Annotated in this window: 13 protein-coding genes; 6 read left to right on the top strand and 7 right to left on the bottom strand. The window is 58.5% G+C overall.

Features of this window, described 5'->3' with window-relative positions; all coding sequences use genetic code 11:
• Positions 1-164: 164 nt before the first annotated feature.
• From ACQ4W6_RS10505 to ACQ4W6_RS10480, 6 genes are all read right to left on the bottom strand, one after another.
• Positions 165-2,195, bottom strand: a complete 2,031-nt coding sequence (locus ACQ4W6_RS10505; protein WP_436567138.1) for an outer membrane protein assembly factor BamB family protein — start codon at positions 2,193-2,195, stop codon at positions 165-167.
• Positions 2,196-2,261: 66 nt separating this feature from the next.
• Positions 2,262-2,546 (bottom strand): hypothetical protein, encoded by a 285-nt coding sequence (locus tag ACQ4W6_RS10500; RefSeq protein ID WP_436567137.1) that lies wholly within the window; start codon positions 2,544-2,546, stop codon positions 2,262-2,264.
• 387 nt (positions 2,547-2,933) lie between these two features.
• Complete coding sequence (locus ACQ4W6_RS10495; protein ID WP_436567136.1) at positions 2,934-4,010, bottom strand: porin; 1,077 nt, start codon at positions 4,008-4,010, stop codon at positions 2,934-2,936.
• A gap of 259 nt (positions 4,011-4,269) precedes the next feature.
• Positions 4,270-4,884 (bottom strand): nitroreductase family protein, encoded by a 615-nt coding sequence (locus ACQ4W6_RS10490; RefSeq protein WP_436567135.1) that lies wholly within the window; start codon positions 4,882-4,884, stop codon positions 4,270-4,272.
• Positions 4,885-5,000: 116 nt separating this feature from the next.
• Positions 5,001-5,357, bottom strand: a complete 357-nt coding sequence (locus ACQ4W6_RS10485) for a putative quinol monooxygenase (protein WP_436567134.1) — start codon at positions 5,355-5,357, stop codon at positions 5,001-5,003.
• Positions 5,350-5,529 (bottom strand): tautomerase family protein, encoded by a 180-nt coding sequence (locus ACQ4W6_RS10480; RefSeq protein ID WP_436567133.1) that lies wholly within the window; start codon positions 5,527-5,529, stop codon positions 5,350-5,352. The genes ACQ4W6_RS10485 and ACQ4W6_RS10480 overlap by 8 nt, the downstream gene beginning before the upstream one ends.
• A gap of 160 nt (positions 5,530-5,689) precedes the next feature.
• Here ACQ4W6_RS10480 and ACQ4W6_RS10475 point away from each other — a divergent pair, with 160 nt between their 5' ends.
• A complete protein-coding gene (locus ACQ4W6_RS10475; RefSeq protein WP_436567132.1) occupies positions 5,690-5,926 on the top strand; it encodes a LysR family transcriptional regulator in 237 nt (78 codons plus the stop codon).
• A gap of 236 nt (positions 5,927-6,162) precedes the next feature.
• Here the strand turns inward: ACQ4W6_RS10475 and ACQ4W6_RS10470 are convergent, their stop codons facing one another.
• On the bottom strand, positions 6,163-7,083 hold the full coding sequence (locus ACQ4W6_RS10470) for a LysR family transcriptional regulator (RefSeq protein WP_436567131.1): 921 nt from the start codon (positions 7,081-7,083) through the stop codon (positions 6,163-6,165).
• A 109-nt stretch (positions 7,084-7,192) separates the two neighbouring features.
• On the opposite strand from ACQ4W6_RS10470, the gene ACQ4W6_RS10465 reads away from it, so the two are divergent.
• From ACQ4W6_RS10465 to ACQ4W6_RS10445, 5 genes are read left to right on the top strand one after another with little or no spacing between them, the layout of a single operon-like run.
• Positions 7,193-8,179, top strand: coding sequence for a 2Fe-2S iron-sulfur cluster-binding protein (locus ACQ4W6_RS10465; protein ID WP_436567351.1), 987 nt, complete (start codon positions 7,193-7,195; stop codon positions 8,177-8,179).
• Between the two features lie 11 nt (positions 8,180-8,190).
• A complete protein-coding gene (gene gtdA, locus ACQ4W6_RS10460; RefSeq protein WP_436567130.1) occupies positions 8,191-9,240 on the top strand; it encodes a gentisate 1,2-dioxygenase in 1,050 nt (349 codons plus the stop codon).
• A gap of 31 nt (positions 9,241-9,271) precedes the next feature.
• Entirely contained in the window at positions 9,272-9,985 is a 714-nt protein-coding gene (locus tag ACQ4W6_RS10455) for a fumarylacetoacetate hydrolase family protein (protein ID WP_436567129.1), read from the top strand.
• Positions 9,978-11,237 carry an aromatic ring-hydroxylating dioxygenase subunit alpha gene (locus ACQ4W6_RS10450; protein WP_436567128.1) on the top strand — a complete coding sequence of 420 codons (1,260 nt, stop codon included), beginning with the start codon at positions 9,978-9,980 and terminating at the stop codon, positions 11,235-11,237. Before ACQ4W6_RS10455 ends, ACQ4W6_RS10450 begins: the two co-directional genes overlap by 8 nt.
• The gene (locus ACQ4W6_RS10445) at positions 11,237-11,713 is read left to right on the top strand and encodes an aromatic-ring-hydroxylating dioxygenase subunit beta (RefSeq protein ID WP_436567127.1); all 477 of its coding nucleotides are present in this window, start codon (positions 11,237-11,239) and stop codon (positions 11,711-11,713) included. Before ACQ4W6_RS10450 ends, ACQ4W6_RS10445 begins: the two co-directional genes overlap by 1 nt.
• Positions 11,714-11,719 lie beyond the last annotated feature (6 nt).

The following is an 11,719-nucleotide window of genomic DNA, read 5'->3' as shown; positions in this document are numbered from 1 at the left end:
GCGCCTCGGCAATGTGCCGCCCGCATCGTTTGCTGAAAAATTCAGCAAACAACCACAGGCGGCTTGAAACAAGAGTGTCCGCTATTGACAGTACACCTCATAGTACCGTTCGCGTAAGGACGCGGCAGCCGAGTTCCGAATTCCGGAAAGTTTTACTGCGCTCGTTACGGCAGCGTGTAAGCGATGATGTAGTCACCATGATCCGGCGCCGAGCGTGAGCCACTTGCCGTGACGACAACATACTGTTTGCCGTTCTCGGGCGACGTGAATACAAGTGGGGTCGATCCGCCTCCGACAGGGATCGCGCTTTTCCAGAGAACATTGCCGGTCATCACGTCGAGTGCGCGCAGATAGTAGTCAGACGTCGCTGAGAAAAAGACCAGGCCCGAACCCGTGGTCACTGCGCCACCGAGAGTCGGCATGCCCAGTTCGATCGGCATATGGGTCTTGATGCCCAGCGGCCCGAATTGTTCGGGGGTTCCCAGCGAACGATGCCACAACACTTTCTGAGTGCTCATGTCGATGGCGGCCATGGTGCCGAATGGGGGATTCGTGCATGGCACGCCGAGGAACGACTGCACCATGCCGCGTTCGGCACCATACGGGGTCTTTTTCATCGGGATGACGCCGCCGACACCTGCCGATTTTTTTCCGGCAAGGCGCTGGTCCACTACCTCGCGGCTGAGCAAGCGACCCTTCATCATGATCCGCATGTCGTTGACGATCATGATGTCATGTTGCTTGTCGATGGATTGACCGCCCCAGTTCGTCGTGCCATACCAGGATGGACTCTCAAGGTACCATTTCAACTGCGGCGGTGTGTAATCGCCTTCGTAATGCAGTCCTTTGAACTGGATCCGGCAGTTCAACTGATCGATCGGGGTGATGCCCCACATCGTTGCCTCGGTCAGAACTGCGTCACGCATCGAAGGCATGCCCACCGAATACGGCTGGGTTGGCGACAGGCGCTCGCCGGGCACTCCGTTGGTCGGGACCGCACGTTCTTCAACCGGAGTGATCGGCTTGCCCGAACGTCGGTCCAGCACATAAATTTGGCCATTCTTGGCCGCCTGAACCAGCGCCGGAATGCGGCCACCCTTGCCGTCGGGCATGTCGTAGAGCACGGGTTTGGACGGCAGGTCATAGTCCCAGACATCATGATGAACGAGCTGGAAAGTCCAGCGCTCTTGGCCCGTGGTGGCATCAAGCGCAACGACTGAACTGCTCACCCGATCTGTGGCCGCGGAACGTGTTCCACCGAATAGGTCGGGTGTGCCGTTACCCGTGGGCAGGTAGACCATGTTCAATTTCGGATCGTAGCTCGGCGTGGCCCACATGTTTGGGGTGCTTCGCGTGTAGGTCTCCCCGTCGGCCGGTTCGCCGGTTTTTCCAGGGCGGCCAACGTCCCACGCCCATGCCAGTTCTCCGGTGGCTGCACTGAAGGCGCGCACCACGCCCGAGGGTTCGTCGGCAGATTGATTGTCCATGACCCAGCCGCCCACGATCAGGTTGTTACCGGCCAGGAGTGGGCCGGAAGTCGGGTTGTAAAAGCCAGGAATGACCTGCCCCATGCCCTTGGCCAGAAACACGGTACCGTCGCGACCAAACTGAGGGATCATCCGGCCATTCGTCGCATCCAGCGCAATCAGGCGCATGTCACCAGTCGTGAGGTAGAGACGTTTCTTGCCCGGCGCGTCGTCCGCGATTCCCGGCATTTCATAGTAAGCCAGTGAGCGGCAGCGCATCCAGTTGGCCGTCGACGTGGGCGTCACCTTGGGATCGAAGTGCCAGAGCTTTTCGCCAGTCGTGGCACGAACGGCGAAAACTTGTCCGGTCTGTGTACACGGATAGAGCGTGTCGCCGATCTGCAGAGGGGTGTTCTGGTTTTCCCGTCCGTCTGCCGAGATGTCGCCGGTGCGCATGGTCCAGGCAACCTTCAACTGATTGACGTTGTCCTTTGTGATCTGCGTATCCGGGGAAAACTGCTCGCCCGATGCTGTGCGGCCAAAGCCCACCCAATTTTTGGGCTCATTCGACGGGACATAGTCAGCCGCAGCTTGCGGGGCTTGCCCGGGTTTGACGATCCAGATGGGAAAGAACGCGTTGATGAATACCGTGACCAGCGCCACCGAAGTGAGTGCCGCGACGCCGTAGGACGCTCGCCGGATACGCTGAACTTTAAGAGCGTTCGGCATGAACGGCACACAGAGAGCCAACAGTAGTCCCAGGACCGCAAACATGCCCAACCGCGCTGCGAGTGGTCAGAATTGGAGTCCCGTTTCCCAGACAGCCCAGGCCGCAGTCACGACAAAAAACGCGGCGTACAAACTGGCGGCCCGGAGGTCCAGACGAACCAGAAGGATGGCGACACCCAGTAGTACCAACCCCGCCGGGGCGTAGTACAGTGAGCCGCCCAAGGTAATGAGCTGCACCCCACCATAGACTAGGTAGAGCCCTACGATGGCAAAGATGATGCCCAAGGTGATTGCATAGCCCCTGAGAAATACCGACGGTTTCTCGCCGGACGACTGACGGTTGAGTGACATTATTTGTTTCCTAAATTTCTGAGGTAATTGGCAAGCACCGCACGGTGGTTTCAGCGATCACGGCAGCAAGTTGTGCTGATGTATCTGATCTCTGCCTTCAGACCAATTACGTCGAATGGGGTATTTCTGACGCTTCGTCGCAGCCACGAGGCGCCAGACTTGGCCGACATTGACCGAGTGCCTGCCATGTTAACATGGGAAACGTCCCTCCTTTTGTGAATGAAATTATCGACATAGTAGAATTTAAAGCTACTATTGTGGGGTTAAAGAGCCAGGGGCAGTGTACGCATAGCCATATGCCAGTCCCATTTCGGGACTGGCTATCAAGCTTTGTAGATTTGTCCAGATGGATAAGTCTACCGACACTGCCCTACCAACAATCGGCCATCAAAACGCGTGCTGCATGCCCATACTGACGGCCCGATCGCCGCTGCCGCCATCGCTGGCATTACCGAGCGTGTAGCTGGCGCCATTCTTGTTGCGCATGCGTGCGTATACCGCATACAAGTTGGTGCGCTGCGACAGAGTGTAGCGGTAGCCCAGGCCGAGCTGGTCAGCATCGCGGTTTGCCGCAGTCTTGTCGTCCTTGTGGATCCATGAAGCGAGCAGCGTATGCGCGCCTAGCGGCACGGCCACGCCGACCAGTGCATCGGTGCTGTCATCTGTGAGCGATGCAGCTGTCGGCACCTCGGCGTAGCCGTAAGGATTGGCGCTATTGCGCAGCGTTGAGCTGAATAGCCCCTTGTTGATGCCATAGGCTAGGTAGAGCTTGGCAAGCGGGAACGCATACGTCGCCGCGAGGAAGGTATTGCGCGCGCTACCCGCCTTTGTGGTGGTGGTATCGTTGTTCTTATTGTGCCAGGCCACGCGTACTGACAGTGGCGCCGCGTCGTAGGCGATGGCGAAGCCGGCCGCACGCCCTGCTGTGCTGTCGCCGGCGATTTCCCCTGCTGAATATGCGGCTTCTCCGCTAAAGCCCTTCCACTGCGGGCTTGCATACTTGATGCTGTTACTCATGCGTCCGCCATCCGATACGGCAGTGATCAGGTTTTTTTCGTCGGCCGAGGTGCCGCTGGAGAAGGGGTCGGCAAACACGGTCGCGAGATAGTGCGGCGCATACTGGCGGCCCAGCGTCAGCGTGCCTGCCTGTTCATTGCTGATGCCGACGAAGCTCTGCCGCCCGAACGCCAAGCCGCCCTGGCCCGATGCGCCGGTGTCGACCTGGAGGCCGCTCTCGATTACGAACAAGGCCTTGGTGCCCCCGCCCAGGTCTTCGGTGCCCTTGAAACCCAGCCGTGAGCCGCCGGCGATACCGCTGCCAACCTTGGTGATCGAGCCCGCCTTATTTCCGCTTTCGAAGGCCAGGCCGGCATCGAGCATGCCGTAGACTGTTACATTGGATTGCCCCCAAGCGAGCTGGCTTATCGCCGCCGAAGCTGCGGCTGCCATCAGTTTCTTTTTCATCAATTTTCCTTATTTGGATGTTTGGGACTGCGGGGCTGGCTCTGGCAGTAGACAGTTCCTGGCTCCGGCATCCTAGCCAAAGCCCAGCGACGAATGTTGTTCATGATGTTCCCCTTTTAACCCGGTCTTTTTAGGTGGTCAGAGCAGCGCCTTCCTGCTTTGAAGACGATTCCATGCGTAGACCACTTTACCGCCCCGCCCCTCTTTTGCTAAAACGTATGCGCGGCGGGCAGCCAGGCTAGCCGCCGCAGCGGCGCGTTTACAGGAAGCTCAGAACGCTGTCGACCGCCTTGCGCGGTTTCTTCGCCCAGTTGCCCGGCGCGGCATAACCGACGGTGATCATCATGACGGGGATCTCGGTGGCTGGCAGTTCGAGTTGCGCGGCCACGCCGGCGGCATCGAAGCCGATCATCGGGCACGATACCAGGCCTTTCCCTTGCGCGGCCAGCATCAGCGTCATCGCGGCCAGTGAGGCCGAGCGCACCGCTTCGTCGCGCGCCATGACCGGATTGTTACCGTACATGTTCTGTACGGCGTCCAGCCAGCCCTGGTAAGTTTCTTCGGTGATGATGCCGGCATCGACGGTTGGTTTCAGCGCCGCAGGCAAGGTGACGTGCGGGTCCAGCGTGCCGCAGATGATGAAGGTGACGGCGGCGTCGGTGATTTTCGGCTGGCTGTACGCCAGCGGCAGCAGGGAGGCCTTGGCCGCGTCGCTCTCGACGGCGATGAACTTCCAGTTTTGCAGGTTGAACGCCGACGGTGCCTGTGTGGCCAGTGCGACCAGTTCGGCGATCTCAGCCTTGCTGAGTTTGCGCGTGGCGTCGTAGTTGCTGGCCGAGGTGCGGGAGGTGATGATTTCGTTAATGTTGGACATGTTGATACTTTCGAAAGAATTCCGGTAGACGAGGAGTGCGTTCAGCGTAACGTTCGTTGAACTTGCAGGGTGGTGCGACGATCCGGCATGGCCCGACGAACTGCATGCAACTATGTTCAACGCGAGAAGCCGTTGAACAACGTCATGTAGGTGGCGTTGAAGGTGTCCAGCGCCTTGCGGCATTCGGCATTCGGTTCGCCGTAGACCACCAGCGACAGCACGTTCACCATCGACATAAAACGTTCGGCGAAGTGGCTGAAGGTTTGCTCGACATGGCTGACAAAGGCGTCCGAATCGGCATAGCGCTCATAGATGTGGGCGATGGTCTGGTCATGGTTCAGGCTCCACTGGTAGGCCAGTGTGCCAGGTTCATTTTCAGCCAGCGGAACGATCTCCGTGACCATCGTTTTAAACGCTTCAAGTCGGCCCGGCTTGAGCTCAAGGGTGAAGACCCAGAACAGTGCGTTAGCCAAAGATTTTCCCCGCGCCGGCCCAGTCGGACGGCTTCACGTCTTCGAAGATGACGTAGATGTAGCTGGCATCGGTGCCGGTGTGCTTGACGATGCTTTCGGTGATTTCGGCGGCGACGATTTCTTTGGCTTTGGCTTCTTTACCTTCAAACCAGGTTACGCGTACGACAGGCATAAAGTTTTCCTAATAAAAACAGTGAGTTGGGGGTAAAACTGTTCGACTGGAAGCAGTCTAAACCTTCTCTGTTTGTCGATAAACAGGCTATTCTTCGCCGCAGCGTCGCCTTTTTATCTACAATGGAGGAGGCCGACTTTTCTGAGGGAAAGGCGGGCACATGATTGAGATTGAATCGCTGAGTGGCATCACGACGTTTGTCGTGGTGGCCAGGGCGGCCAGCTTTACCGAGGCCGGCGAGCTGCTGGGCTTGTCCAAGTCCCCAATCGGCAAGACCATCGGCCGGCTCGAGGAGCGACTGGGTGTGAAATTGTTTTACCGCGCCACGCGTCACCTGACGCTGACCGCCGATGGCGAGGCTTATTTCTCGGTGTGGCCGACGGCGCTAGATGGCTAGAGAGCAGCGGCGAGGTCGAGGCCAACCAGGGTGGGCTATGCTGCCCAAGCGAGGCGGCGAGCGCTAAGGACACATAAACAAATAACTTGAACTTTTTTTCTGGCCATGGAGGGCGCCCTGCTGCGTTGCTCACCGCTTGCAGTGCTCGCACTGCGGCGCGGCGAACGCCTTGCATTGCATCCCGCCATGACCGCCAAAACGTCCAGTTATTAATTTACGTGCCCTAAGGAGTGACTTCAATCGGCTGGTGCGGCCTGATCGGAGAATTTATCAAAGATCAGGCTGCGCAGCCATTGATTACCTGGATCCCGGTGGTATTTGGCATGCCAGAATACGTTGATGTCGATCGGCGTCTTGACCACCGGATGCGGCACGTAGCGCAGGTTGAACGGCTTCACGCAGGCATGGGCAAAGCGTTCCGGGACGCTGGTTATCATGTCGGTGGTGCTGATGATGTGTCCGACAGCAACGTAGTGCGGCACCGTGAGCTTGACCTTACGTTTGATCCCTTTACGTTCGATGGTGGTATCCATGTCCGCGTGGCCAGTGCCCGCAGCAACTACAACGACGTGGTCTGCTGAGCAGAACTCATCGAGTGTCATCTCTGGCTTGTCCAGCGCATGTCCAGCCCTGAACATGCACACGTAGCGTTGATTAAACAGCCGGCGCTGGAAAAAACCGGCCTTTAATTGCGGCAGGAGGCCGATCGCCAGATCGACGTGACCGGCCTCCATTTCATCGCGCAGGTTGACCGCAGTATTGCGAACCGAACTGACGGTTACGCCCGGCGCCACCTTGGCCAGCAAGTCCATTAGCTGCGGCAAAAAATAGATTTCCCCAATGTCGGTCACACCCAGCGTGAACTTGCGATTGCTGGTCAGCGGATCGAAGCTGTGCTTGTGGTTCAGCGAACTGTGGATGGTGCTCAGCGCATAAGCTATCGGCTCGGCCAGCTGACTGGCGTAGGGTGTAGGTTCCATTCCCTTCGATGTGCGCTGAAACAGTTCATCCCCCAGCAGCAAGCGCAAACGCTTGAGCGAGTTGCTGACGGCAGGCTGGCTCAGCCCCAGCTTTTCCGCCACTATCGATACCCGTCGCTCCATCAGCAATTGGTGGAAAACGAGTAGCAAATTCAAATCGACGTCTTTTAGTTCCATAAAGTAATATTCATTTGAGTGATTTTGTTCATTCACCATATTCTATATATTTATATTACACCAGTTCCTATACTCGTAAAAAAACAAACTACGAGACACGGATTCAATGATGGAACTGATCGTACAACCCCTGGGCCGCAGTGTGTCCGTGACCGCTGGAGACAACCTTCTTGAGGTCCTCCGCGAGAACAATATTCCCATTTCGTATAGCTGCACCGCAGGCCGCTGCGGCACCTGCCGTTGCAAGGTGCTTGAAGGTCGTGTGGTCGAAACCGGGCAGGAAGCAAAGATCACCAATCCCAATGAGGGCCGCTATGTGCTTGCTTGCATGAGCACGCTCAATGAGAGCTGCGTGATCGAAGTGCCAGAGCCGGACGAAATCGTCACCCATCCGGCCCGTATCGTCAAAGCCGAAGTCGTCACGATAGAAGACGTAACGCACGATATCAAACGCATCGTCATGCGCTGTTCGAAGCCGCTGTCGTTCTCGCCGGGCCAATACGCAATGTTGCAATTTACCCCGGAACACATCCGCCCTTATTCGATGGCGAGCCTGGAAACCGATGGCCAGCTGGAATTTCACGTACGCCTGGTGCCCGATGGCCGCGTCACCGGCTACATCCGGGATAGCCTGAAGGTCGGCGATAGCGTGCGCGTTAGCGGGCCAATGGGCACCGCTTATCTGCGCCAGAAGCACGCAGGCCCCATGCTGTGCATCGCTGGCGGTACAGGCTTGGCGCCGGTGCTGTCCATCCTGCGCGGCGCGCTGGCGAATGGCATGCAAAACGAGATGCACGTGTACTTCGGCGTGCGCTCGCCGGCGGACATCTACTGCACGGATCAACTCACTGCATTGGCCGAGGCGTATCCAAACCTGCACGTACACATCATTGTCGCGATGGGCGAGCGTGACGGCGTGCACCGGCGCGGCCTGGTCACCGACGCTGTCGCAGAAGACCTACCCAGCCTCGACGGATGGCGCGCCTACCTGTGCGGTGCGCCTCCGATGGTCGATGCGGCCACTTTGCTGCTGCGCCGGCGCGGAATTCAACCTGAGCACGTCTATGCAGACGCGTTCTACGCCAGTGCCACCTGATGGAGACCAAGATGCACTCGACTACCAAGGCCGCGACGCAAGATCCGGCACGCGAACAGTTTTACCGTCGCATCGACAAATACCACCTGACGCCTCTGTGGGAAGTGCTCGGCACGCTGGTACCGAACTCGCCACGTCCGAAGCAGGTACCGGCGCACTGGCGCTACACGGATGTACGCGAGCACGTGATGGAATCGGGCACGCTGATCACCGCCGAGGAAGCGGTGCGTCGCGTGCTGATACTGGAAAACCCTGCGCTGCGCGGCAATTCCTCCATCACGCAATCGCTGTATGCCGGCCTGCAGATGATTATGCCCGGCGAAGTGGCGCCAGCCCACCGTCATACGCAAACGGCGCTGCGCCTGGTGCTGGACGGCGAGGGCGCCTATACCGCCGTCAATGGTGAACGTACCACGATGCATCGAGGCGACTTCATCATCACTCCAGCCTGGACTTGGCATGACCATGGCAATCTGGGCGATCAACCAGTGGTGTGGCTCGATGGCCTGGATATTCCACTGGTGCGCTTCTTCGACACCGGCTTCCACGAACACTCCGACCATGCAACGCAGGATACCAGCCGTCCAGAAGGCGATGCGCTGGCGCGTTACGGCAGTAATTTGCTGCCGGTCGACTTCCATCAGACTCCCAGCGAGCCGACCAAAGTATTCGTGTATCCGTATGCGCAAACCCGCGCGGCGCTGAGCGCCATTGCCGCCGGTGCGCCGGCCGACAAACATCTGGGCCACAAGATGCGCTACGTGAATCCGGCCACCGGCGCTTCGCCGATGCCGACCATGGGCGCTTACGCACAGCTACTCCCTGCCGGCTTCAAAACCGAACCATATCGCTGCACCGACGGCACCGTGTATGTCTGTCTGGAAGGCGCAGGCAGCGCGCAGATCGGCGAACAAACCTTCCATTTCGCCGAGAGCGACGTCTTCGTGGTACCGCCCTGGTACACGCTGAGGCTGAACGCCGACAGCGAAACCGTCCTCTTCAGCTTCTCCGACCGTCCTGTCCAGCAAGCGCTGGGCATGTGGCGCGAAGAGAAGCGCTAACCCTCGCATAACAATAATCTTTGGAGCAACCATGCAATACGCCATTCCCCCAGCCGCCGTCAACACCCTGGAAATCGCGGGCCAGGACGCGGCGTTCCCGGTCAACCGCATTTTCTGCGTCGGCCGCAATTACGCCGCGCACGCCATTGAAATGGGTAAGGATCCAACGCGCGACGCGCCGTTCTTCTTCATGAAGCCAGCCAATGCTGCGGTGCGCGCCAGTGCCGATGCGATCACCATCGCCTATCCGCCGAAAACTGCCAACTACCACCACGAGATTGAACTGGTGGTAGCTATCGGCAAAGGCGGCTCCAATATTTCTGTCGAGCAGGCGCTAGAGCATGTATATGGCTATGCTGTCGGCCTGGACATGACCCGCCGCGACCTGCAACTGGACGCGCGTGATAAAGGTCGCCCTTGGGAATTTGGCAAATCGTTTTCGCAGTCGGCGCCAATCGGCCCGTTGCATACCGTAAGTGCCATCGGCCATCTGGAAAATGCCGCCATTACGCTGACCGTCAACGGCGCGCCGCGCCAGTCCTCGGACATCAACAAGCTGATCTGGTCGGTGGCAGAGTCCATCTCCTACCTGTCGCAGTACGAAACGCTGGAGCCGGGCGACGTCATCATGACCGGCACGCCGGAAGGCGTGAACGCCGTGGTGGCCGGCGATGAAATGCGCGGCGCCATCGCCGGCCTGGGCGAGATCGTCGTCCGCGTCGGCAAAGGGAAAGATCATGAGTAAGCACGCCATATTCCCGATCAAGCCGGTGTGGGAGCAGGAGGGGTCGAGCCGTATCCCATTCTGGGCTTATACGGACAGCGATCTGTACAAACGCGAGCTGGAACGCTTCTTCTACCAGAACCACTGGTGCTACGTGGGCCTGGAAGCGGAGATTCCTAACCATGGCGACTTCAAGCGTACCGTGGTCGGCGAACGCTCGGTGGTGATGGTACGCCTCGAAGACGGTGGTATCAGCGTCGTGGAAAACGTCTGCGCGCACCGTGGCATGCAGTTCTGCCGCGAGCGCCACGGCAACAAGAAAGAGCTGGTCTGTCCATACCACCAGTGGAATTACAGCCTGCAAGGAGATCTGCAAGGTGTGCCGTTCCGCCGTGGCGTCAAGCAGGATGGCAAGGTCAACGGCGGCATGCCGAAAGACTTCAAGACGGAAGATCACGGTTTGACGAAGCTCAAGGTCGACACGCGTGGCGGCGTGGTGTTTGCCTCGTTTGACCATGACGTGGAATCGCTGGAAGATTTTCTCGGCCCGGAAATGCTGTCGTACTTCGATCGCCTGTTCAACGGCCGCCAGCTAAAAATTCTCGGCTACAACCGCCAGCGCATCCCCGGCAACTGGAAGCTGATGCAGGAAAACATCAAGGATCCCTACCATCCAGGCCTGCTGCACACTTGGTTCGTGACCTACGGCCTGTGGCGCGCAGACAACAAGTCGGCCTTGCGCATGGACAGCCAGTTCCGCCACGCCGCCATGATTTCGACACGCGGTACAGTCGGTCAACAGTCGGAAGTGACGGCTGGTGTCACCAGCTTCAAGGAAAACATGCAGATTGAGGACAAGCGCCTGCTCGACATCGTCCCGGAGCCGTGGTGGAACGGTCCGACCGCCGTGATGATGACAGTGTTTCCCAGCGTGATTTTCCAGCAGCAGGTCAACAGCGTCTCGACCCGCCACATCCAGCCGAACGGCACGGGCTCCTTCGATTTTGTCTGGACCCATTTCGGCTTCGAGGACGACAGCGATGAAATGACTGAACGCCGCCTGATCCAGGCCAACCTGTTCGGCCCGGCCGGTTTTGTTTCGGCTGACGATGGCGAGGTGATTGAGTTCTCGCAGCAGGGTTTCGAACAGAAACCGTTCCACCGCGCGATGGCGGAACTGGGCGGTGTCGACTGCGAAGATACCGAGCACATGGTCACCGAGACGCTGATACGTGGCATGTACAACTACTGGCGCAAAGTGATGGAGGTCTGATGATGAGCCAACTGCAAACCTATTTTGAAATCAGCCAACTGCAGGCCGCGTATAGCGCTGCCGTCGACAGCAACGACTGGGACCGCTGGATTGGGCTTTTCACCGAAGACTGTGAGTACAAGGTGCAGCCACGCGAAAACTATGAACGCGGCTTTCCGCTATGTACGCTGGCCATGCTGAGCAAGGGCATGTTGCGCGACCGCGCCTACGGCATCCGCGAAACGCTGTTCCATGACCCGTACTACCAACGCCACCTGGTTGGCCCGTCGCTGATCGTGAGCGAGGACAGCGACGTGATCGTTACCGAGACCAACTATACGGTGTTCCGTACCAAGTTGAGCCAGGAAACCACGGTGTTCAATGCCGGCCGCTATCTCGACCGCATCCGCCGCACTGCCGACGGTCTGCGCCTGGAATCGCGCTTGTGCATCTACGACACCGAGATGATTCCTAATTCTTTGATTTACCCGATTTGAGGCTGC

It is taken from the genome of Janthinobacterium woesei (genome assembly GCF_051380875.1).
In the GTDB taxonomy this organism is placed as follows: domain Bacteria; phylum Pseudomonadota; class Gammaproteobacteria; order Burkholderiales; family Burkholderiaceae_D; genus Janthinobacterium.
The sequence above is the reverse complement of the archived record's forward strand: the minus strand, read 5'-3'. Positions and strand labels throughout refer to the sequence as shown.

Coding starts and splice junctions, on each gene's coding strand:
- ACQ4W6_RS10490 (WP_436567135.1), bottom strand. CDS start 4,884: ATGTCCAACATTAACGAAATCATCACCTCCCGCACCTCGGCCAGCAAC.
- ACQ4W6_RS10445 (WP_436567127.1), top strand. CDS start 11,237: ATGATGAGCCAACTGCAAACCTATTTTGAAATCAGCCAACTGCAGGCC.
- ACQ4W6_RS10475 (WP_436567132.1), top strand. CDS start 5,690: ATGATTGAGATTGAATCGCTGAGTGGCATCACGACGTTTGTCGTGGTG.
- ACQ4W6_RS10500 (WP_436567137.1), bottom strand. CDS start 2,546: ATGTCACTCAACCGTCAGTCGTCCGGCGAGAAACCGTCGGTATTTCTC.
- ACQ4W6_RS10505 (WP_436567138.1), bottom strand. CDS start 2,195: ATGCCGAACGCTCTTAAAGTTCAGCGTATCCGGCGAGCGTCCTACGGC.
- ACQ4W6_RS10450 (WP_436567128.1), top strand. CDS start 9,978: ATGAGTAAGCACGCCATATTCCCGATCAAGCCGGTGTGGGAGCAGGAG.
- ACQ4W6_RS10465 (WP_436567351.1), top strand. CDS start 7,193: ATGGAACTGATCGTACAACCCCTGGGCCGCAGTGTGTCCGTGACCGCT.
- ACQ4W6_RS10495 (WP_436567136.1), bottom strand. CDS start 4,010: ATGAAAAAGAAACTGATGGCAGCCGCAGCTTCGGCGGCGATAAGCCAG.
- gtdA (WP_436567130.1), top strand. CDS start 8,191: ATGCACTCGACTACCAAGGCCGCGACGCAAGATCCGGCACGCGAACAG.
- ACQ4W6_RS10455 (WP_436567129.1), top strand. CDS start 9,272: ATGCAATACGCCATTCCCCCAGCCGCCGTCAACACCCTGGAAATCGCG.
- ACQ4W6_RS10470 (WP_436567131.1), bottom strand. CDS start 7,083: ATGGAACTAAAAGACGTCGATTTGAATTTGCTACTCGTTTTCCACCAA.
- ACQ4W6_RS10480 (WP_436567133.1), bottom strand. CDS start 5,529: ATGCCTGTCGTACGCGTAACCTGGTTTGAAGGTAAAGAAGCCAAAGCC.